We start from the raw sequence: 21,860 nt of genomic DNA on the forward strand, positions 1-21,860 counted from the left end.
GCAGGCTCTACCGCCAGTCAGGAGAGCCGCTCGATGATCATGGCCATGCCCTGGCCACCGCCGACGCACATCGTCTCCAGCCCGAATTGCTTGTCACCGGCTTGCAATGCGTTGATCAATGTCGTAGTGATTCTCGCGCCCGTCATCCCGAACGGGTGGCCGACCGCGATGGCGCCACCGTGCACGTTGAGCCGGTCGAGGTCGACCCCGAGTTCGCGATAGGACGGAATCACCTGAGCCGCAAAGGCCTCGTTCATCTCGACCAGGTCGATGTCGTCGATCGACAGGCCAGCCCGTCGTAGCGCCTGCCTCGATGCCTCAACCGGCCCGAACCCCATAATCTCCGGCGAGAGGGCCGTCAGACCGGTTGAGACCACCCGCGCCAACGGTGTGAGCCCGAGCTCGCTCGCTTTGGTATCGCTCATCACTATCAGTGCAGCTGCGCCGTCGTTGAGGGCGCAGCAGTTACCGGCCGTGATGCGACCGTCCGGCCGGAATACTGGCTTGAGTCCCGATACGGCCTCGTAGGTGACTCCTGATCGCGGCCCGTCGTCTGAAGAAACGACCGTTCCTGAGGGAGTCGTGACAGGCGTGATCTCGTTGGCCCAGAAGCCGCTGGCAATAGCCGCCTCGGCCAGGTTCTGCGACCGGACCGCGAAGTGGTCCATCTCCTCGCGAGTCACGCCTTTGAGCAAGGCCAGATTCTCCGCGGTCTGACCCATCGCAATGTAGGCGTCCGGCAACAAGCCGTCGCGCCGCGGATCATGCCAGTCGGTCGTACCGCCGGAGGCGACCTCCGCCGTTCTCGCTTGAGCTTCGTCGAACAAGGGGTTCTTCGTGTCGGGCAAACTGTCCGAGGACCCTTTCACGAACCGGGAGACCGTCTCGACGCCCGCGGAGATGAAGACATCGCCCTCGCCCGCCTTGATCGCGTGCATGGCCATCCGGGTCGTCTGTAGCGAAGACGAGCAGTATCGGGTGATGGTCGTACCGGGAAGCGAGTCGTACCCGAGCTGAACGGCGACGATTCGAGCCATGTTGTTGCCCTGCTCGCCGCCGGGCCTGCCGCAGCCCAGCATCAGATCGTCGATGTCGCTCGGCTGCAGAGCAGGCACCTTTGCCAGCGCGGCCGCAATGATCTGGGCTGTCAGATCGTCCGGGCGGACGTCGGCGAGTGAGCCTTTGCCGGCTCGGCCGATTGGTGATCGGGCGGTGGCAACAATAACGGCTTCAGGCACGTGGGCTCCTTCGCAGGCAATTCGCCAAGGGCGAATCGACCTAAGCTGTCGATCAAGCCGGTTCGTGCGTCCATTCGGATCTGGATTCCGGCATTTACGATACCGAAGGTTACGGCTCGGTAGTCGTTTCCGCAGTCCCAATCGAAACTGGCTGCGAATGATCTTCGGTCACGGACGGTAACGGAGCCGTACTCGGGGAGAGCGGGTCAGGCTCGGCCTCCGCGGCGGCGGGTATCACTCCCGAGGCGCGCCGTCTGATCAGCCTCGCCCAGGGACCGCGGCGCCCGGTCGACTCGCCGCGAACCGACGCGGCTGCCACTTCGGTTCCGGGCCGGCTTGCTGCACGCGCTGCCGCCTGGGCGACCGGACGAGCCCGGGTTGAGGTAAACGGACCGGCTGGCTGCGACATCGTGGTCAGTCCGAGAGCCGCCGCGGCAGACGGCAGGATCACTTCGGCCGCACGGGCGTACCCGACCGCGGACGGATGAAACTGATCTTCCGAGAAGAACTCCCGTTGGGTCGCGAATTCGGGCCCCAGGATGTCGCCGAGACTCACCGCGCGGCCACCTGCGGCGACCACGGCAACGGCCTGGGAGGCCGCCAGCGTCCGCGATAGGCGCCGGGCCAGCCAACGCAGCGGTTGGGCGATCGGGCGGATGGTGCCGAGATCGGGGCAGGTACCCACGACCACTTCGATGTTCTCGTCTCGGAGCGCATTCAAGGCGGCGCTCAGGTGACGCACCGATTCGCCTGGCTTGATGCGATGGGTTACGTCGTTCGCGCCGATCATGATGACTGCGAGGTCCGGCTTCTCGGGGAGCACACGTTCTACCTGCGGTAGCAGAGCCGCCGACTCGGCCCCGACTACGGCGACGTTCACGAGGCGCACCGGCCGGCGTGACAGGGCAGACAGGCCCACGGCGATACGTGCTGCCGGCGTGTCTGAGTCGGTGTGGGTGCCGTAGCCGGCCGCCGAGGAGTCGCCCAGCATGGCGAGGACGAGTGGGGGCTTCTTGAGCCGGACACCAGGCGCTGACCAGATGCCGTCAGCCCTAGGCGGGTCGGTCTCGGCCGGTTGAATTCGGCGACGTGCCAGTTTCGACTCGCCGTAGATGATCCCGAACGCGGCTGCGCCTAGGGCGCCGATGCTGCCACCGCCGTATGCCGCCGCGGTCACAACCCGGCGCGCACGTGAAGCCCGACTCATTCATGACTCCCGTCCCGTACTGATCGGTTGCTTTCGTCCTCTGCTCTGCTTACGGCCTGTCTATTGCCTGCCTGCCCGCTTCCCTCGTCTGGTTTCGTGCTCGATGCTGCTGTCGCCCTGGCCGGCAGGCACCGCATTCCGCGATTTCGTGCCCCGGACCTTGCTGTCGAGGTTAGCCTTTGCGCCATGCGCTACTACACATCGCTGGTGGACCTGATCGGCAACACCCCGCTCGTTCAGCTACGCAGCGTCACAAGTCATCTCGATCCGGCAACCGCGCCGCTGGTGCTGGCCAAGGTCGAGTACTTCAATCCCGGGGGGTCGGTGAAGGACCGCATCGCCGTCCGGATGATCGACGCTGCTGAGGCTTCGGGCGCCTTGAAACCGGGCGGCACGATCGTGGAGCCCACGTCTGGCAACACCGGTGTGGGTCTGGCCATCGTGGCCCAACAGCGCGGCTACAACTGCGTCTTCGTGTTACCCGACAAGGTGGCTGCCGACAAGATCAACACGCTCAAGGCCTTCGGCGCCGAGGTTCACGTGTGCCCGACAGCAGTGGCGCCGGAAGATCCACGGTCCTATTACCAGGTCTCGGACCGCCTGACCCGTGAAATTCCCGGCGCGTGGAAACCCGATCAGTATGCCAACCCGAACAACCCGCGCTCCCACTACGAGACCACCGGCCCCGAGATCTGGGACCACACCGACGGACGGGTTACTCATTTCGTTGCCGGAGTCGGTACCGGCGGGACGATCTCAGGTGCCGGACGCTATCTGAAGGAGGTCTCGGCGCAGCGCCCTGACGGCGGCGTGAAGATCATCGGCGCCGATCCCGAGGGATCGGTGTATTCGGGTGGGACGGGTCGTCCCTATCTGGTTGAGGGCGTCGGCGAGGACTTCTGGCCGGACGCTTTCGACCGCTCGGTGACCGACGACATCATCGCCATCTCGGACCGGGAATCATTTGAGATCACTCGCCGGCTCGCGCGCGAGGAAGGCCTGCTGGTGGGCGGATCATGCGGTATGGCCGTGGCCGCTGCGCTCAAGGTCGCCGCCACGGCGAACAAGGACGACATCATCGTCGTGTTGCTGCCCGACGGTGGGCGTGGCTATCTGGCCAAGATCTTCTCTGACACCTGGATGAGCGACTACGGCTTCATCGAGGCGGCAGGCGAAGACACCATCGGTGATGTTTTGATCGCCAAGAACGGTGAGACGCCAGCGCTGGTGCACGCACATCCGAACGAGACGGTTCGCGAGGCCATCGACATTCTGCGGGAGTACTCGGTGTCGCAGATGCCGGTCGTGAAGGCTGAACCTCCGATCACCGCCGGCGAGGTAGTTGGTTCGGTATCGGAGAAGGCGTTGCTCGACGCTTTGTTTGCCGGTTCGGCCTCGCTCGCCGATCCTCTCGAGAAGCACATGTCGGCGGCGCTGCCCATCATCGGCTCGGGTGAGCCGGTTCGCGCGGCGGTGGCGGCTCTCAGTTCAGCCGATGCACTGCTGGTACACGTCGACGGTAAGCCGACCGGCGTGCTCACCCGTCAGGATCTGCTCGGGCACCTCGCGGGCTAGCTGTGTTACGTGTTTCGCTAATGGACGGCGCCTCATGCTGGCCCGGATGTAGCCAGCATGAGGCGTCAGGAGGAGTGGTCTCGGGTTCAACAATGCTGACCCTCGTCCGGTATTCCGTGCGCCCGCTTGGACGAACCCGTGAGCAGACGAAGAGAGCCGGCCAAGTACGGTTGCTCGCATGAGCAACGACGCTTATGCAGCTGCCGGGTTCAACACCCGGGCGATCCATGCCGGCCAGGAACCCGATTCGTTGACGGGATCAGTGGCGGTCCCGATCTACCAGACGTCGACATACAAGCAGGATGGCGTGGGTGGACTGCGTTCGGGTTACGAATACTCCCGAAGCGCGAATCCGACGAGGACGGCGCTGGAGGAATGCCTTGCAGCGCTCGAGTCCGGTGCCCGCGGTCTTGCGTTCGCTTCCGGTCTCGCGGCCGAGGACACCGTGCTTCGTACGCTCTGCCGACCGGGCGATCACGTGCTACTTCCCGACGACGCGTACGGCGGCACGTTTCGCTTGATCGCACGAGTCCTCGGACGCTGGGGCGTCGACTACACGCCGGTGGCGATGCATGACGCGGCAGCGGTTGCCGCCGCGGTCAGGCCCACCACGCGCGTCATCTGGGTAGAGACACCCACCAACCCCCTTCTGAACGTGGCCGATATCGCCGCGTTGGCCGAGATTTCGTTGCAAAATAACGCGAAACTCGTCGTGGACAATACTTTCGCCTCGCCCTATCTGCAGCAGCCCCTGGGGCTCGGTGCCGATGTCGTCATCCATTCGACGACCAAGTATCTCGGTGGCCACTCCGATGTCGTAGGCGGCGCAGCCGTGACCGCTGATGCGAGCCTGGGTGATGAGATCGCCTTTCATCAGAACGCGATGGGTGCGATCAGCGGGCCGTTCGACGCCTGGTTGGTACTACGCGGCGTCAAGACTCTCGGCGTGCGGATGGATCGGCATTGTTCGAATGCGGCCGCGGTCGTTGAATTCCTAACCCGTCATTCAGCGGTGGCGAGCGTGCTGTATCCAGGGCTGCCGGAGCACCCCGATCATGCCGTTGCAGCGCGGCAGATGAGCGGCTTCGGTGGCATGGTGTCGTTCCGGATGCGTGAGGGCGAGGGCGCGGCGCTCAAAGTCTGCGAACGTGCCCAGGTCTTCACGCTGGGCGAGTCACTCGGTGGGGTGGAATCGCTCATCGAGCATCCGGGACGGATGACCCATATGAGCGTTGCAGGTTCGCCACTCGAAGTCCCGCCCGATCTCGTCCGGCTCAGCGTCGGCATCGAGAACGTCGAGGACCTGTTGGCCGACCTCTCGACGGCGCTCGCCTGACCGGCGCTCGCCTGACCGGCGCTCGCCTGACTGCGCTCGTCTGACTGCGCTCGTCTGACTGCGCTCGTCTGACTAGTACTGGCGATCTGGTGGGAACCTGCTGTTCATCATGCACTGATTAGCTATATCGGTGAGCCAGATTCTGAACGCAGAGATCGCCGCGCAGGCGCGGTTGCGTGCGAAGAGACTGCTCGGCATCGGGTTTACCGCAGCTGCCGCGGAGCTCGACCTAGCGGCGACCCGGTTGGAACTGGCCTCGGGTGACAACTCCGGTGACGGCGACCAGTCGCATACTGAGACGGCGGTCGAGGCCTGAGTGTGTGGTGCCCGGCAGCGTCCGGCCTGCTTGGCCTCGCGTTCATCGGCATCATCATGACCGTGGTCACCGTTGCCGATTGCGAGTGGGTGCAGGCCGGTACGCCACCGGGTATCGATTAGTACCAGTTGGTGGCGACCGAGTGGGCCCACGCCGCCGACGGCGATCCGTAGCGGCCGGCGATGTAACTCAGGCCCCAGGCGATCTGGGTGCGGGCGTCGGATTGCCAGTTCGGGCCGGCGGCGGCCATCTTGCTGCCGGGTAGCGCCTGTGGGATGCCGTACGCGCCGGACGGGTTAGCCGCCGAGACTCTCCAGCCAGACTCCTTGTTCCAGAGCTTGACCAAGTCAGCCATCTGTCCAGCACCCCAGCCGTGCGCTGCGACCATCGTCGCAGCGATGTGCTGAGCGCCCTGATAGGAGTCGACCCAGGGTCGCGGACGGTTCAGGGTGAACCGCCCGATGGACGGGTTGCGGTTACCGATTCCGATGTTGAGGGCGACCACGCTGAGCTGGTTGACGCCGTAGCCCAACTGGGCGCGGATCGCGTAGGCGTGGGTCCGACCGTTGGTGCGGCCAGCCGCGATCAGACGCCCGTTGTCGTAAACGCGCACGGCCAGCGGGCTGTTCGGTCCGTCGGGGTCGCTGACCCGCCCGCTGAGCCGCAGAACCGATCCGTACCGGGTGAGGTAGCCGGTCCCGCGCGGGTTGCGGGTGGCTGGGTTGTACAGCGTGACCAGCCGGCTGCCAAGCACTGGGCTGGCTGTCCCGGCGCCGACGTTCAGCGCCCGAGCGCTGACCGTGTATCGCCCATAGCCCAGGGTGAGGGTCCCCAGGTAGATGTGACCAGTGTGGTTTGCGGTCACGATCACCCGGCCCTTGCCGTTGATCGACAGAGCCACCCTGATGGCCCTCGTCGTGTCGGGGTCAACGGCGCTGCCGCGGATGTACACGCGGGGGCCGAGGACGCGAACGACCAGGTTGCCGCGCGGGTTGCGTGCGGCCTGGTTGACGGTGGGCGCGGCGGCGTTGGAGATGACGCTGGGCGCGGCGGCGCTGGAGCTGGTGGCGGGCGCAGCCGGGCTGGAGCTGGTGCTGGGCGCGGCGGCGCTGGAGCTGGTGGTGGGCGCGGCCGGGCTGGAGCTGGTGCTGGGCGCGGCGGCGCTGGAGCTGGTGGCGGGAGCGGCTGCGCTGGAACTGGTGGTGGTCGAGTCGGGGCTCGAGCTAGCGGTCGGTGGGGTGTCGGCGTGGCTGGCCACCGCGGTGGCGGTAGCCGCGCCGGTGAGCAGCAAGCCGCTCACTGCCAACACGGACAGGCGTCGCGCCGTCTTTGAAACGGAGCGAGTCGAATCGTTTTCTCTATGCACGTGTTTCGAGTGTTCGGATGAGTCCGGAGTTTTCCAAACCGAAGATTGTCTACTCAGTAGCTAGGAAATACGTGATTTTGTTGCACAGTCAACATGCTCCATCCACCAGTCTTACTGGGGTCCGCTACCACGCTGGCGATCTTGGAGTCAACAACACTCAAGGATGTGCTAGGTAATCCATCTCACAAATTCCAGCCGTTCACCGGTCGTTCACGCCAGGGACCCCCGCAGTTCAGTCGAGGTGTTCTTCAGTCCCCTTCGCCCAGTGTGGGGATATTGATCCGTTCTGCTCCAAACGCTTCGGAAACGCGTGCCTCAGAGGTAGGAAAAGTCAGACGATCGAGCCCGGATCCGCCGGCACATCCACCGCGTTCTCGCGAAGAGCCTGCAACGGCACGATTTCAAGCGCGCGCTCGTTCGTCGCCGCCAACACCACCGGACTAGCGACGCCCGACTCATAGGCCTGCAACCATCGCGACGCGACCACGCACCAGCGGTCGCCGGGCTGCAGACCGACGAACCCATATTCTGGCCGCGGTGTAGTCAGGTCGTTGCCGGTGCGCAGTTGATGAGCCAAGAATTCTGCCGTCACAACGGCGCACACGGTGTGACTGCCGAGATCTTCAGGACCGCTCGAGCAACAACCATCGCGAAAGAATCCAGTGACTGGGTCCGTCCCGCACTCTTCAAGGGGACCACCCAACACGTTGAGCTCAGTGCGTTGCTCGGTCACGAGCTCAGTCTCGCACTAGTGAGCCCGCGCCGTCACACTCGCCCGCAGCCGGGCAGCGCCTTCAGCGACGGCTGTCCACGGCATCTCGAAGTCCAGCACCGCGATGGACGCAGTGCTCAACTCCGTTTCGGTGCCCGACAACGCCGAGGCCAACTGGCTCAGCTCGGGATTGTGGCCGACGAAGGCCACCGTTCGCATCCAGGCGGGCAGTTCGTGAATGAGATCGATTAGATCTTCTACCGGCTCGGCGTACAGCACGTCCTCCTCCCGCAACTCAGGCGCGTAGCCGAGTGCCGTCGAGGCTGACTCCCAGGTCTGCTGCGCTCGGACCGCGGGCGAACACACCACCAGTTCGAGCTCGCCGAGGTTGTCCCGCAGCCATCGGCCGGCTTCTTGAGCATCTCGCAGGCCGCGAGGCGCGAGCGGCCGATCAAGGTCACGAAAGGCGCCGCCCTCCGAGACGTGCTCGGTCGCCTTGGCGTGCCGCAGGATGACCAGAGTGTGCTCGATCGCCATGCGCACAGCCTAGATCGGCCAGCTCACACCTGGGTGAGCTGACCGATTGTCGGCGAGTTCGCTACGGGCGGCGCATGATCTTGTTGCCGAGCCAAACCAGCGGATCGTACTTGCGGTCGGCAACGCGTTCCTTCATTGGAATAAGGGCATTGTCCGTGATCTTGATGTGTTCCGGGCAGACTTCGGTGCAGCACTTGGTGATGTTGCACATGCCCAAACCGAAGTCTTCCTGAGCCTGATCCTTGCGGTCCAGAGCATCAAGCGGGTGCATATCGAGCTCGGCAACGCGCATGAGGAAGCGCGGCCCGGAGAATGCCTCTTTGTTGTCTTCGTGATCGCGCACCACATGGCACGTGTCCTGGCACAGGAAGCATTCGATGCACTTGCGGAACTCCTGTGAGCGCTGCACATCGACCTGCTGCATCCGGTATTCGCCTGGCGCGAGGTTGGCTGGCGGCGCGAAAGCCGGCACCTCTCGCGCTTTCTGGTAGTTGAACGACACGTCCGTAACCAGATCGCGAATCACCGGGAACGCCCGCATCGGCGTGACCGTGATCGTCTCAGCCTCGGTGAACGTCGACATGCGGGTCATACACAGCAACCGGGGCCGTCCGTTGATCTCCGCGCTGCACGAGCCGCACTTGCCGGCCTTGCAGTTCCAGCGCACCGCCAGATCAGAGGCCTGAGTGGCCTGCAACCGGTGAATGATGTCGAGGACGACCTCGCCCTCGTTCACCTCGACGCTGAAATCTTGCAGGTCGCCGCCATCGGTGTCACCGCGCCAAACCCTGAATTTCGCCTGGTACGTCATGCTTGTTCTCCCTCTGTCGGAGCTGCTGCCGTCTCGGGAGGTAGCTCAGCTTCGGTCAGGTACTTCGCCAATTCATCGCGGTCGAACAACGCCAGCAGGTCCTCGCGAATATCGGGAATCGGCTGCTCGACGACATCGATAGCGTTCAGCCCGGCCGCGGTGAACGTCGCCGAACAGATCAGGTTCTTCTGGCGCCACTCAGCGCTCATACCGGGGAAGTCGTCCCGAGTATGCCCGCCCCGGCTCTCTTCGCGAATGAGTGCCGCTCGGGCGATGCATTCGCTGACCGCGACCATGTTCTGCAGATCCAGCGCGAGGTGCCAGCCCGGATTGAACTGACGATGGCCCTCGACACTCACGTTGCGCGCTCGCGCCTTGAGTTCGACCAGCTTGTCCAGCGCCTCTTGTACCTCGGACGCCTTGCGGATGATGCCGACCAGATCGTTCATCGTCTGCTGCAATTCTTGATGAACGGTATAGGGATTCTCGCCACCTTCGATCTTGAACGGCGCGAGTGCGGCCGTCGATGCCGCCGCGACCGCCTCTTCGGAGGCTTCGGGGTACGTGCCACCGAGGCTGGCAACGTACTCGGCGGCGCCGATTCCCGCGCGTCGACCGAAGACCAGCAGGTCCGACAGCGAGTTGCCACCCAGCCGGTTCGACCCGTGCATTCCACCCGCGACCTCGCCGGCCGCGAACAAACCAGGAACTCTAGACGCCGCAGCGGAATCGGGATCGACCTCGACCCCGCCCATCACGTAGTGACAGGTGGGCCCGACCTCCATCGGCTCGGCCGTGATGTCGACATCGGCCAGCTCCTTGAATTGGTGATGCATCGACGGAAGCCGCCGGATGATCTCTTCCTTCGGCAGCCGGGTTGAGACATCGAGGAAGACACCGCCGTGCGGTGAACCGCGGCCCGCCTTGACCTCTGAGTTGATCGCCCGGGCGACCTCATCGCGAGGCAGGAGATCAGGCGTCCGCTTGTTGTTCTCCGGATCCTGATACCAGCGGTCGGCTTCGGCCTCGTTGTCTGCGTATTGCTTGCGGAACACATCAGGAACGTAGTCGAACATGAATCGCTTGCCCTCGGAGTTGCGCAGCACTCCGCCGTCACCGCGAACCGACTCGGTGACCAGAATGCCCTTCACCGAGGGCGGCCACACCATGCCGGTCGGATGAAACTGCACGAACTCCATATTCAACAAGGTCGATCCGGCGCGCAGCGCGAGCGCATGGCCGTCGCCGGTGTATTCCCACGAGTTCGACGTGACCTTGAAGGACTTGCCGATGCCACCGGTGGCGAGCACGACGGCGGGGGTACGGAACACCACGAAGCGGCCTGATTCACGCCAGTAGCCGAACGCCCCCGAGATCGCCCCGGACGGATCGCGAAGCAGTTCGGTGATGGTCAGTTCTTGGAAAACGCGTAGCTTCTCGTCACTGAACGGCGCTGCCGAACTCGAACTTCCATCAGCGGCCGTTGCCGATGTGGTGCCGGCCTCGCGACCGTCAGCCTGCTGCAGCGACACGATCTTCTGCTGCAAGGTTCGGATCAGCTCGAGGCCGGTGCGGTCACCGACGTGGGCGAGCCGCGGGTACTCGTGGCCGCCGAAGTTTCGCTGGCTGATGCGTCCGTCGGCGGTCCGGTCGAACAGGGCGCCGTACGTTTCCAGCTCCCACACGCGGTCCGGTGCTTCCTTGGCGTGCAGCTCGGCCATCCGGGGGTTGTTCAGGAACTTGCCACCTCGCATCGTGTCGCGAAAGTGGACCTGCCAGTTGTCGTGCGAGTTTGCGTTGCCCATCGATGCAGCGATGCCACCTTCGGCCATCACCGTGTGTGCCTTGCCGAACAGGGACTTGCAGATGATCGCGGTGCGCAGACCGGCTTCTCGTGCGGCGATGGCGGCGCGGAGGCCCGCTCCGCCGGCGCCGATGATCACGACGTCGTAGTTGTGTTCCTCGAAGTCGGACATCTGGTCGGTTGCCTCCGATAGGTACGGGGTAGAGGGTGATCGTGCTGGGAACGCCCGCCTGGTGAGCCAGGTTGCTCAGGCAGGACGCGAGTTAGAAGAAGCGGGGATCGTTGAACGCGTTGCTTGCCAACAGGAAAATGTAGAAGTCTGCCACGACGAGCCAGACCAACGATGCCCAGGCCAGTTGCATGTGCTTGGCGTTGAGCTTGGAAACCTGCGTCCACGCCCAGTACCTCGTCGGGTGCTTGGAAAAGTGCTTCAACCGGCCACCGGTGATGTGTCGGCAGGAGTGACACGACAAGGTGTACGCCCAGATGAGGGCAGCATTGATCAGCAGCACCACGGTACCCAGGCCCATATGGCCCCAATTGCCGTGTCCGTCGCGGAAACCGAGAATCGCGTCGTAGGTGAGGATGACCGAGAAGATCATCGCGACGTACCAGAAGTAGCGGTGGATGTTCTGCAGGATCAGCGGAAACTTGGTTTCGCCGGTGTACTTCGAGTGCGGCTCGGCGACGGCGCAGGCGGGCGGAGAAAACCAGAACGCGCGGTAGTAGGCCTTGCGGTAGTAGTAGCAGGTCAGTCGGAAACCGAGCGGGAAGATCAAGATGATGATCGCCGGCGACAGTGGGAACCAGTGCCCGATGGGTGTCCCGAAGTCAGACGAGTCCGGGACGCACTTCGTACTCAAGCACGGGGAGTACAGCGGCGTCAGGTAGGGCGACGAGTAGTAGTGCGAATTCGAGAACGCCCGGACCGTTGCGTAGACGGCGAACAGGCCGAGGATGGAACCGGTGACCAGCTGCTGTACCCACCACCGGTCAGTGCGCAGTGTGCGAGCGGAGATACGGGCGCGGGTGGACGAAAATACCCCAGTTCCTGATGCGCCAGGCCCTGGTGGGCTCGCTGGCGGCGTCTGGTTTGCCGAGGTTTGGGACGTTTGGCTCATCGGGCGGTTCCAGTGGAACCGCCGTGAAATCCGCCCAGGCCTTCGTCGTCTGCGTCGTCGGCCCACATGGCTGGGTCATACGGCTCGTCCGTTAGTGGTTGCATCTGCCCCTCGAGATCGCTGGCTGTGGTCACTGATGGAAGTCGTCCGACATCGCTGACGTCGAGTTCCAACCTTTCCAGATCATTGCGGAGCCTGCTTACCGCAGCGACCTGGCCGTACTTGTTCTGTAGGGACTGAACTGCGCCGCGTAGCTCGTCCACGACGTGGTTCAGCGTCCTGAGTTCAACGGACGTGGGCATCGAAGCCCCTCTCGCTCGACGGGTGAGGTCGTGAAAGGCATTGGAAAGGCAATGGAGCCGCCCAGAACATTGCAAATCATGGTGCGTTTGTCGGAGTCCATCCGTGAGTATGTCCAAGATCACCCAAGATTCCAAGCATTTCCGTGGTCGGACGTTGCGGAACACGTCACTACGTGACGCGTATGACAGCGCCCGGCGACCCATCGCGCAGCGCTTGCGCAGACGGCCCTCCAACCGGCTTCCCAAGGGGCCGCCCACACAGCTCCCCACCCGGCCCCCACCCGGCTCCCCACCCGGCGCCCCACCCGGCATTGCGGTGGCGCGTCCGGCAGGCCCTAGACGGCGCCGTCCCCACCCGCAGCCGCTGGCGATTACGGTGGGGGCTATGGGACCAGATTTCCTGCCCGCCGAGGGGTGTGACGCAACCCTGGTTTGGGGTACGGACTATCTGCACTACGACTTCGGCGAGCACCCGATGTCCCCGATCAGACTCGATCTGACCGTCTCGTTGTCGCGAAGCCTTGGCGTTCTGGAGCGGCTGAACGTCATAGAGCCGATCACCGCGACGGACGAGCAGTTGCTAGGCGTGCATTCGGCGGATTATCTCGACGCGGTGCGCCGGGCGAGCAAGGACCCGTCGTACCTAGGGCATGGTCTCGGCAGCGACGACAACCCGGTCTTTCCCGGCATGTTCGACGCGGCGGCCTTGATCGCCGGCGGCTCACGGCTGGCGGCGATGCAGGTCTGGCAGGGCCACGCCCAGCACGCGGTCAACATTGCCGGCGGTCTGCACCACGCGATGCGCGATTCCGCCGCGGGGTTCTGCGTTCTCAACGACGTCGTGGTCGCCATCCGCGCCCTGCTGGACGCAGGCGCCCAGCGCGTTGCCTATGTAGACATCGATGTTCATCACGGCGACGGCGTTCAGGCGGCGTTCTACGACGATCCTCGGGTGCTGACGATCTCAATGCATCAGGACCCCCGCACGCTGTATCCCGGCACCGGCGTTGCCACCGAAACCGGGCACGGTATCGCCGAGGGCACCTCGATAAACCTGGCCTTGCCGCCGGCGACCGCCGATGACGGGTGGTTAAAGGCGTTCGCGGCGATCGTGCCGGGGGCCGTCGCAGCCTTCAAGCCCGACATTCTGGTGACGCAATGCGGTTGCGACACCCATCATGAAGATCCATTGGCCGATCTTTCCCTGACCGTCGATGGCCAGCGCGCCGCGTACGGGCAGTTGCACCGGCTGGCTCACGAGAGCTGCCACGGCAAGTGGCTGGCCCTCGGCGGCGGAGGTTATGGTGTGCTGCGCTGCGTTCCGCGCACCTGGACGCATCTGATCGCGGAAGTATCCGGACAACGACTGGATCCGCGGTTGGAGATTCCGTATGACTGGATTGATGACCTGCGCCGGCGTGGGGTCACCGCCAAACTCCCGGAATTGATGGGCGAAGGCCGTGATCCGCGGCCACAGCAGTGGTTGCCCGGCGGTGAGAGTTGGCTCGATCGATCCATCTGGGCCACCCGGGATGCAAGTTTTCCGTTGCTGGGCCTCGATCCGAACGATCCGCGGGACTGACGCCGGTGACCGAGTCGGGGTCGGACGCGAGCGAGACCACCAAGAAGAAGACGGACGAGCAGCCCGATCTGTCATTGAGCTTCAACTACCCACCGCATTGGGAAGCAGATGTGGTCGCCTCGGACGGGGGCACCGTCCACTTGCGGCCGATAACACCCGACGACGCCGACGCCATCGTCGAATTCCACCGGAATCTGTCCGTCCGGACCCGCTATCTTCGATATTTCTCGGCCTACCCAACGATCCCGCCGCGCGATTTACTGCGCTTCAGCCGGGTGAACCATCGGGATCGGGTTGCCCTCGCGGCCTGGTTGGGCAGCGAGATGATTGCGATCGGACGATTTGAGGGGTTATCCGCGGGCAATCCGGGTGCCGCGCCGAGTACGACCGCTGAGGTTGCCTTCGTGGTCGCAGACGCCCACCAAGGCCGCGGGATCGGATCGGTACTGCTCGAGCACCTCGCGGCGGCGGCTCGTGAGGTCGGTATCAAGCGCTTCGAGGCCCTGGTATTGGCAGAGAACGCCCAGATGATGCGGGTATTTCTCGACGCTGGCTACCAGCCCACCCGCCAGTTCGACGGTAACGAGGTCACCATGGAATTCGACATCGCCGCTACCGCACTGACCGAAAAGGTCATGCTGGAGCGCGAGCAACGGGCCGAATCCCGATCTATCGAGCGGTTGCTCTTTCCGACCTCGGTGGCAGTCATCGGAGCGAGCACCGACGAGAACAAGATCGGCAACCTCGTCTTTGAGAATCTGCAACGTTCTGGCTTCACCGGACCGATCTTTCCCGTCAACCCGCACTCGCGCTCGATCAACGGCGTGCTGGCGTACCCGAGCATGGCCGACGTCCCGAACTCGGTTGATCTTGCTGTGCTGGCCATCCCCGCCGAGGCGGTCGGCGATGTCATCGCCGATTGCAGTGCCCGGGGCGTCCGCGGTCTGGTAGTGATCTCATCCGGCTTCGGAGAGTCCGGTGATGACGACACCCGGGCCGAAGGCCTGCAAGCGCAACGGCATCTGATCAACGATGCGCGGGCAAACGGGATGCGGGTGGTCGGGCCAAATTGCCTCGGCGTGATCAACACCGATCCCGAGGTGTCTCTGAACGCATCGCTGGCCACGGTTGCGCCGCTGCGTGGCCGCGCGGGATTCTTCTGCCAGTCCGGAGCGCTCGGCGTCGCGGTATTGGGGGAGGCGGCCCGCCGCGGTCTGGGTGTATCGACATTCGTCTCGGCTGGCAACCGGGCTGATGTATCAGGTAATGACCTTCTGCAATATTGGGAAGCCGACCCTGGCACCGAGATTGCCCTGCTGTACCTGGAGAGTTTCGGTAATCCTCGAAAGTTCGCCCGCCTCGCTCGTCGGTTCGCTCGGCGTAAACCGATCGTTGCGGTCAAGAGTGGTCGGGGCTCGGTTGTTGCCGGTCTGCAACACACGACTGTCGAAGTGCCGGAGTCGAGTGTCCAGGCGCTGTTCGAAGCATCGGGTGTGATCAGAACGGAGACTCTCGCCGAGCTGTTCGATGTGGCGATCCTGCTCACTACCCAACCGCTGCCCAGCGGAGATCGTGTTGCGGTGGTTGGTCATTCGACTGCGCTTGCGGTGCTGGTGGCCGATGCGCTCAGCACGGCTGGCCTGTCGATGACCCGTCTGGTCGACGTGGGGGTGGACGCCGCAACCGAGGTATTCGCCACTGCGGTGCGCGAAGCCCTCGAGGCCGATGACGTAGACGCGGTGGTCAGCATCTTCGTGCCGCCGATGCGTCGAGGTCAGGAGATCGCGGCCGCACAACAGTTACGCGAGGCGGTTGTCGGACAGACAAAGCCGGTCTTGAGCACCTTTCTCGGTTTCGACGGCGTGCCGGCAGAGCTCGCCGTCGCAGGCGAGTTCGCGCCCATGCGAGGTTCGATACCGTCGTTTTCGTCACCGGAGCGGGCGGTGGCCGCGCTCGCTCACGTCATTCGGTACGCGGCGTGGCGACGGCGCGATGCCGGGCGGGTGCCCGAGCTCGGCGGTGTCGACCTGGACGCGGCCCGCTTGCTGATCACATCAGTCATGACCGCGGCACCGAACGGACGGTTGCTTTCGATCGCGGAATCACAACAACTGTTGGGCCATTACGGCATCGAGATGGTTCCGTGCGTGACCGTCTCCGGTATCAAGGCGGCGAAAACGGCAGCCGAGCAACTCGGCTGGCCGGTTGCGCTCAAGACCCCGACAGCGGTTCGGTTGCACCTGGCTGACGCTCATGATCTCAAGACCGCCTGGCACTCGCTCGGTCTCGCCGTCGATGGTGTGGCAATTGTCCAGCCAATGGCTCCGCGCGGCGTTGACACGGTTCTCGAGGTGCACGATGACCGCTCGTTCGGTGCGTTGGTCTCGTTCGGCGTCGGCGGCGTGGCGACGGAGTTGTTGGATGATCGCGCATACGCCGTGGTGCCCCTGACTTCGCTGGACGCGGTCGAATTGATCAGTGCGCCAAAGGCCTTCCCGCTGCTAACTGGTTACGGCGGGGCTGAACCGGCAGACATTCCGTCCCTGGCGGAGATGGCTTTGCGACTGTCGCGACTGGCTGATGATCTGCCGGAGGTCGTGGAGTGCGCCCTCACCCCGGTGGTGGCCGCGCCGGACGGTGCGCACGTCCTCAGCGCGAGCATTCGGGTGGCCCGACCGCTGGCGCGCAGTGACCTCGGCGCTCGGCGCTTGCCCGGCCTCTGAGGCGAGCAAACCTCTAAATACTCAGCTCGTCGGCAGGCCGTCATTGTGGTCAGAGGGCCCAGGAGTGGGGCGGCAGCGGACGTAGGACCGGCTACGGGCGGGCCCACCGACAAGATCGGCCTTCTGCCGTTGGCTATACGTGGATCCGGTGCTGTTCGATCGGGTGCTGCTGATCAGCGGCACACCCGACGGCAATTCGAGGGAGCCTGCCTCGGCTACGTCCAGCGCGACCTCGCGCACCTTGCGGTGAGTGTGCTGGCTGACCCGGCGTAGGAGATCGAAGGCCTGTTCGGCCGTGAATCGATGGGCTGCCATCAGGATACCGACGGCGATTCCAATTTCTCGATTGCTGGTAAGAGCGCGATCGAGGTTGTCGATCCGCGCCTCGGCGGCGCGCAGGCATTCGGCCCGATGCTCCTGATGAATGATTGCCTGGGCACGTTCGACAATCAGGTGGCCGATGAGGTCGGTGCTCCAAACTGTACGAGGCGGGTGGAACCGGAGCTCGAGGGTCCCGCGATATTCCAGCGCGAGATCGCCGAAATCGGGGCAGCGTGCGCCGGCCACCCCGTTTGGGCCGATCGCGTCTGACGTGATCGGGATCAGCACGCGACCCGCACTGTCAGCCGGGTCATCCGGTGAACGTGGCCAAGTGATTCGCTGGGTCTTCTCGCCCGCGCCGACCAAGGACACCGTCACGGCGTCGCAGACGAGCGGCACGCAAGCTTCGGCGACACTGGTGAACACGATCAATGGTTCCGCAGAGGCCACAATCTGGTCCATCGCCTGGAGTACATCGGCAATATGTACTGGCTGTTCCGGCCCAGGTGCTGCATCGCTCAGCGGGATACACAGGTCTGTCATGGTAGCTCCGGGGTTCGGCGCGGGCAGCTTGGGTGGTTGCCCGCGCGGTCAGCTGCGCTCGCATGCTGATTGCAGCGAGCCGCGTCCGGTTGATACTGGGCTGCCGGGTTGAGCCCGGGTGAATAGTTCCTGAAACCGGTGCGCACCACCAGTAGCAAAGCTATGCAAAGTGGATCTGCGTCCGAAGAGCTTGTATAGCGTGCGCTGATCTGGCCAAGATGATGACGTACCAGCCGGTCCCGCGGTACGTGACGAGAAGGCAGTGATTCACGCGATGCCTGCCAACGATGAGCCTGCCAACCATGAGCCTGCCAACCATGAGCCTGCCAACCATGAGCCTGCCAACGATGAGCCTGCGAGTGAACAGCTTGCCAGCGACGTTCTCGCAGGCCAGACAGAGACCGGCGTGCCGATTGCTCACGCCGCGGATCAGTTGGGTGTTCCGATCCCGACGCTTCGATCGTGGGAATTGCGTTACGCCATAACCCAAAGCTCCCGAACGCCCGGTCGACACCGGCGCTATACGGCACGCGAGCTGCAGGCCCTGCGGCTGATGCGCGATGAGATCGCTGCTGGCAAACGAGCCCGAGTCGCGGCGCAATCCGCACGCGACGTACTGGGTGTTGCCGGGTTGGCGAGTGGTTTCGTCGAGGAGTTTCTGGTGGCTTCGCATCGTTCGGATCCACGCGGAGTCACCGAATTGTTGACCCGGGCTGAGCGAACGCTCGGAATCGGCGCCTGCATCGACGACGTGATGTTTCCCGCCATGCGCGAAGTCGGTCTTCGGTGGCGCACCGGCGAATGTGAGGTGGAAGAAGAGCGGCTCACGACGGAAGTGGCGCGTGGGTGGCTGGAGGGGCTGGCGGCCTTCGCGCCCGCACCCAACCAGACGGCGCCCGTAGTGCTCGCCTGCGGGCCAGCAGATCGGCACTCGCTCGGTCTCGAAGCGCTCGCCGTGTTGCTTCGGTATCGGGCACGGAGCTGTTGGCTGCTGGGTTCGCCGACATCCGTCCGTTCGCTCAGGACCGCACTGCGCGCCAACGCCGCCGCGGGCATCGTGATCGCCAGCCACCTGCGAGCGGCACGGAATCGCGCCGTTGAATCAGTATTGGCTGCGGCAGAATTCAGCGCGCCCTTGTTCTATGCAGGAAATGCTTTTGTTCGCAGCCGTGATCGCGCAGGGCTGCCCGGAACCTATCTCGGTACCCGCCTCCAGCGCGCGGCCGCCACGATCGAGACGACGTTGGCTCGCGGCGGTGTGCAGGTAACCTGACGCGACGTTAACCTATGCACGCTCGCCTCTCGAGTGCCAAGCTTTAACCGGGCAGTCGGATCGGGCGGTGAGATCATGTCAGCAAGCGAGACTGATGACAGCGCAGACGCTGGCCGTCACGCTGGTCAAGAGGTTCGTGACGAGTTCGAGCAAGAGGTCGAGCAAGAGGTCGAGCAAGACCCCGAGCGTGATGCGGCCCGCGGCACGCCGATCGGGGAGGTCTCGGCACAGCTGGGCGTACCGATACCCACCCTGCGGTCCTGGGAACTGAGATACGGCATCCCGGAAAGTACCCGGACTGGTCGCAAGCACCGCCGGTACTCAACGACGGAGCTTCAGACCCTGGCGTTGATGCGCGACGAGATCGCCAGAGGCAAGCGAGCGAGTCTGGCCGCGGAATCGGTACGCGCGATGCTGGGTCTGTCCGGGCCTGCCACCGTCTTCGTTACAGATGTCCTTGACGCGGCGAAGCATTCGGACCCGATCGCGATCCGCGACGCGCTGTCCGATGCCAGGCTCGAACTGGGCCTGGGATCCTGTCTGGACGACGTGCTCCTGCCCGCGATGCAGCAGGTCGGCTTCTGGTGGCAGACCGGGCGCTGCGACGTAGCACAGGAGCATCTTGCTACCGAGGCTGCACGCGGGTGGCTCGAAGGGCTGAACGCATTTGCCCCCGCGCCACGGCATGGTCATCGGATCGTGCTGGCGTGCGGGCCGACCGATCTGCACACGATCGGTTTGGAGGCGCTCGGGGTACTTCTGCGCTATCGGTACTGGCCGTGCCGACTGTTGGGTGCTCGCACCTCTGAGGTGGCGCTGCGGACGGCGACGCTGGCCAGCGATGCCGGTGGGGTCGTGGTTGTCTCTCACATGAACAGCAGCCGGCGCCGGGCCGTGCAGTCGCTACAGTCCGTCGACGAACTTGGCGCGAGCCTTTTCTACGCCGGCAATGCTTTCAATTCGCCCCGCAGCCGACGAAATATCCCGGGCAGGTACCTGGGTAGCCGCTTGCAAGGTGCCTGCGATCTCATCGAATTCGCATTGACTAAGTCCGAGTAACAAGCTCGGCGGCTATGACGCCGCTGCGTGTGTTGCGGTGGAGTCAGCGGCGAGCCGCCACTGCGCGAGAGTCCACGGCTGGCTGTTGTGCGGCCTGATCGCGTAGTCGAGCCGCAATGCCCCTGGCCGGATAGCGATGAACTGGCCGAACACGGTCTCGAAGATGTCGCCGTCGCGAGGGACACGAACCAGCATCGCCAGCGGATCCTCGCTGGGCTCACGCTCCTCGATGACTGGAAGCCAATCCGCCCAGACCGCATCGGTGACGCCGCCGAATGCGCTCGACAGGTTGCCGGATTCGTCTTCGAAATGCGCCGATCCCTTGCTGAACCGCTCGTCGGGGATCGGCACCGCCATGCCCCGCGGATTGAACAGGTAGGTGCCGGCGTCCAAAACGTGTCGCACCAGACCGTTGCCGTCGGAGAACCACCAGGTCAGCGAATCGGGCGTAGCGAGAATGAGATTGAAGCCAGCCATTGCCGCAACGTCGATGTGTTGTGGCCACTGGTCAAGCTCGGTGACGGCAAGCAGAGGCAGCGCCCCGCGACTAGGCGCGCCGTCCTCACCCTTCGGACGATCGGGCTGGTTCAGCACCACAGCAACAACGCCCGAGCGCACGTCAGCCGCACACCAGGTGCCACCTCTGAGCTGGTCTCTGCCACCGACGACCTGCGGTTGTCCCGGCCACCACGCATTGGGAAGATCGAACGCTCGGCTGGCTACCTCATCGCGCAGCGCCAGCATCTGTACCGGTGCGAGTTCGCCCGGGGCCGAACGGCAAACAACGGTGCACACGGTGCCAACTCTAGCCAGCCGACCGCGGCCTCGGCCCCCCGAGCAGCCGAGTGGCTCAGCTCCGCCAGAACGTGGCGATCTGCTCAGCCGAGCTGAGGCCCTGCTCCAAACCCCGTTCGGCGGCGTCGAAGGCTGCGCCAGCGTTCATCAGGTTGCCGCCGAACGCCGCCACCGAGGCGGCATCAGGCTCGATTGCATGCAGCACTGCGCCGGACTGCTTTACCGCGTCCAGCTCGAACTGCGGAACCTCCGTCATCTGGACGAACAGGATCCGGTCGTAGCCCGCCGCCAGATCGAGGTGCGTGGGTGAGAGACATCCACCGTCGATGTAGCGTCTGCCGGCGACCGTGATCGGCGGGTAGACCGCCGGGACCGCGACCGCGGCCGCAACGCCGTGATCGAGTTCACCGCCGATCGAGTGGTCCAGAGCGACGAACTCAGCCGAGTCCACGTCGACGGTCGTGCAGACGTAGTTCGCCGGCCATTGCGCGCCTTTGAGGTATTTGAAGGTGGTCAGAAACTGTTCTTCGGAGATGGTCGAGGCTTCCCTTGCTGCGCGGCAGATCTCCTCCCGCACGCCCTTGTCGAAACGTCCGATATCGTGACCACGTAGGAAGAGCTCGTTGACCCGGCGCGTCTGTTCCGGGTCGAAGTTGAGGACGGCGGTTGCTTGGCCTGCCTCATGGCGAGCACGCGCGGCGCGATAGCGATCGAGCTGGCGGTCGAGTTCGTGGCCGAGCGCCACCTGCACACCCACCGCGGCGCCTGCGGAGGTCCCGACGATCAGGTCTGCGTCGGTCAGATCGATGCCGTGCTGGTTCCAGCCGGCGATCAGGCCGGTCTGCCAGGCCGTGCCGACGGAACCGCCGCCACCGAGAACCAAGGCCTTAGTTCTGCTACCAGAAGTCGTCCTGCTCACGGTTGCATCGGTCACGGTTGCTGACACTAGCGGTTGGGGTTCGCCAGCTATCGAAAGCGCGGTTCACCGTGTCTCCGAGATGATTGCTGTCCGCAATCAGCAACGAGTGATAGATCCGAAAAGTGCGTATTTGATGATTACGGGCTGTGACAAAAAGCATCACGAAATAAGATCCGTGTATTGCCACACCTTCACACAAGTATTACAGTTCGACCTGATGGGCCAGGTGTGTCCGGCCTCATCGCACGAGCACGGATTCCCCGAAGATGATCGCCCCGTCCGCTATGAAAATCACAGGGGGAACGCACGATGTTCAACCG

General features: G+C 64.3%; 20 protein-coding genes. 8 read left to right on the plus strand and 12 right to left on the minus strand.

Features of this window, described 5'->3' with window-relative positions; all coding sequences use genetic code 11:
* Positions 1-17 precede the first annotated feature (17 nt).
* Both ACSMXN_RS04170 and ACSMXN_RS04175 read right to left on the minus strand, forming a co-directional pair.
* Entirely contained in the window at positions 18-1,238 is a 1,221-nt protein-coding gene (locus ACSMXN_RS04170; RefSeq protein WP_022913316.1) for an acetyl-CoA C-acetyltransferase, read from the minus strand.
* 109 nt (positions 1,239-1,347) lie between these two features.
* Positions 1,348-2,445, minus strand: a complete 1,098-nt coding sequence (locus ACSMXN_RS04175) for an SGNH/GDSL hydrolase family protein (RefSeq protein WP_022913317.1) — start codon at positions 2,443-2,445, stop codon at positions 1,348-1,350.
* A 186-nt stretch (positions 2,446-2,631) separates the two neighbouring features.
* On the opposite strand from ACSMXN_RS04175, the gene ACSMXN_RS04180 reads away from it, so the two are divergent.
* The 3 genes from ACSMXN_RS04180 (at position 2,632) to ACSMXN_RS04190 (ending at position 5,672) form a co-directional block, all read left to right on the plus strand.
* A complete protein-coding gene (locus tag ACSMXN_RS04180; protein ID WP_027139442.1) occupies positions 2,632-4,020 on the plus strand; it encodes a cystathionine beta-synthase in 1,389 nt (462 codons plus the stop codon).
* A 178-nt stretch (positions 4,021-4,198) separates the two neighbouring features.
* Positions 4,199-5,356: a cystathionine gamma-synthase gene (locus ACSMXN_RS04185; protein ID WP_022913319.1), complete on the plus strand. Its 1,158-nt coding sequence runs from the start codon at positions 4,199-4,201 to the stop codon at positions 5,354-5,356.
* A 130-nt stretch (positions 5,357-5,486) separates the two neighbouring features.
* Positions 5,487-5,672, plus strand: a complete 186-nt coding sequence (locus ACSMXN_RS04190) for a hypothetical protein (RefSeq protein ID WP_022913320.1) — start codon at positions 5,487-5,489, stop codon at positions 5,670-5,672.
* 118 nt (positions 5,673-5,790) lie between these two features.
* Here the strand turns inward: ACSMXN_RS04190 and ACSMXN_RS04195 are convergent, their stop codons facing one another.
* Entirely contained in the window at positions 5,791-6,573 is a 783-nt protein-coding gene (locus tag ACSMXN_RS04195) for an aggregation-promoting factor C-terminal-like domain-containing protein (protein WP_196811273.1), read from the minus strand.
* A gap of 16 nt (positions 6,574-6,589) precedes the next feature.
* Here ACSMXN_RS04195 and ACSMXN_RS04200 point away from each other — a divergent pair, with 16 nt between their 5' ends.
* Positions 6,590-7,102, plus strand: coding sequence for a hypothetical protein (locus ACSMXN_RS04200; RefSeq protein WP_155958372.1), 513 nt, complete (start codon positions 6,590-6,592; stop codon positions 7,100-7,102).
* A 267-nt stretch (positions 7,103-7,369) separates the two neighbouring features.
* Here the strand turns inward: ACSMXN_RS04200 and ACSMXN_RS04205 are convergent, their stop codons facing one another.
* From ACSMXN_RS04205 to ACSMXN_RS04230, 6 genes are all read right to left on the minus strand, one after another.
* Entirely contained in the window at positions 7,370-7,771 is a 402-nt protein-coding gene (locus ACSMXN_RS04205; protein WP_022913323.1) for a DUF2237 domain-containing protein, read from the minus strand.
* 15 nt (positions 7,772-7,786) lie between these two features.
* On the minus strand, positions 7,787-8,287 hold the full coding sequence (locus tag ACSMXN_RS04210; RefSeq protein WP_022913324.1) for a histidine phosphatase family protein: 501 nt from the start codon (positions 8,285-8,287) through the stop codon (positions 7,787-7,789).
* A 61-nt stretch (positions 8,288-8,348) separates the two neighbouring features.
* Complete coding sequence (locus ACSMXN_RS04215) at positions 8,349-9,098, minus strand: succinate dehydrogenase/fumarate reductase iron-sulfur subunit (protein ID WP_022913325.1); 750 nt, start codon at positions 9,096-9,098, stop codon at positions 8,349-8,351.
* Positions 9,095-11,074 (minus strand): fumarate reductase/succinate dehydrogenase flavoprotein subunit, encoded by a 1,980-nt coding sequence (locus ACSMXN_RS04220; RefSeq protein WP_022913326.1) that lies wholly within the window; start codon positions 11,072-11,074, stop codon positions 9,095-9,097. The genes ACSMXN_RS04215 and ACSMXN_RS04220 overlap by 4 nt, the downstream gene beginning before the upstream one ends.
* Before the next feature lie 91 nt (positions 11,075-11,165).
* Complete coding sequence (locus tag ACSMXN_RS04225) at positions 11,166-12,023, minus strand: hypothetical protein (protein ID WP_022913327.1); 858 nt, start codon at positions 12,021-12,023, stop codon at positions 11,166-11,168.
* Positions 12,020-12,325 carry a hypothetical protein gene (locus tag ACSMXN_RS04230; protein ID WP_022913328.1) on the minus strand — a complete coding sequence of 102 codons (306 nt, stop codon included), beginning with the start codon at positions 12,323-12,325 and terminating at the stop codon, positions 12,020-12,022. The genes ACSMXN_RS04225 and ACSMXN_RS04230 overlap by 4 nt, the downstream gene beginning before the upstream one ends.
* 385 nt (positions 12,326-12,710) lie before the next feature.
* Here ACSMXN_RS04230 and ACSMXN_RS04235 point away from each other — a divergent pair, with 385 nt between their 5' ends.
* On the plus strand, positions 12,711-13,907 hold the full coding sequence (locus ACSMXN_RS04235; protein ID WP_022913329.1) for an acetoin utilization protein AcuC: 1,197 nt from the start codon (positions 12,711-12,713) through the stop codon (positions 13,905-13,907).
* Between the two features lie 74 nt (positions 13,908-13,981).
* Positions 13,982-16,630 carry a bifunctional acetate--CoA ligase family protein/GNAT family N-acetyltransferase gene (locus ACSMXN_RS04240; protein ID WP_455407766.1) on the plus strand — a complete coding sequence of 883 codons (2,649 nt, stop codon included), beginning with the start codon at positions 13,982-13,984 and terminating at the stop codon, positions 16,628-16,630.
* Between the two features lie 21 nt (positions 16,631-16,651).
* Here ACSMXN_RS04240 and ACSMXN_RS04245 read toward each other — a convergent pair whose 3' ends face one another.
* Positions 16,652-17,494, minus strand: coding sequence for an ANTAR domain-containing protein (locus ACSMXN_RS04245; protein ID WP_081649108.1), 843 nt, complete (start codon positions 17,492-17,494; stop codon positions 16,652-16,654).
* 274 nt (positions 17,495-17,768) lie between these two features.
* Between ACSMXN_RS04245 and ACSMXN_RS04250 the strand changes: the two genes are divergently transcribed.
* Positions 17,769-18,767 carry a MerR family transcriptional regulator gene (locus ACSMXN_RS04250; RefSeq protein WP_155958373.1) on the plus strand — a complete coding sequence of 333 codons (999 nt, stop codon included), beginning with the start codon at positions 17,769-17,771 and terminating at the stop codon, positions 18,765-18,767.
* 75 nt (positions 18,768-18,842) lie between these two features.
* Positions 18,843-19,826 carry a MerR family transcriptional regulator gene (locus ACSMXN_RS04255; RefSeq protein ID WP_035943831.1) on the plus strand — a complete coding sequence of 328 codons (984 nt, stop codon included), beginning with the start codon at positions 18,843-18,845 and terminating at the stop codon, positions 19,824-19,826.
* A gap of 12 nt (positions 19,827-19,838) precedes the next feature.
* On the opposite strand, the gene ACSMXN_RS04260 is transcribed toward ACSMXN_RS04255, so the two are convergent.
* Both ACSMXN_RS04260 and ACSMXN_RS04265 read right to left on the minus strand, forming a co-directional pair.
* Positions 19,839-20,621: an NRDE family protein gene (locus ACSMXN_RS04260; RefSeq protein ID WP_022913334.1), complete on the minus strand. Its 783-nt coding sequence runs from the start codon at positions 20,619-20,621 to the stop codon at positions 19,839-19,841.
* Between the two features lie 55 nt (positions 20,622-20,676).
* A complete protein-coding gene (locus ACSMXN_RS04265) occupies positions 20,677-21,555 on the minus strand; it encodes a patatin-like phospholipase family protein (protein WP_196811276.1) in 879 nt (292 codons plus the stop codon).
* Positions 21,556-21,860: the final 305 nt, after the last annotated feature.

The organism is Parajatrophihabitans canadensis (genome assembly GCF_053764775.1).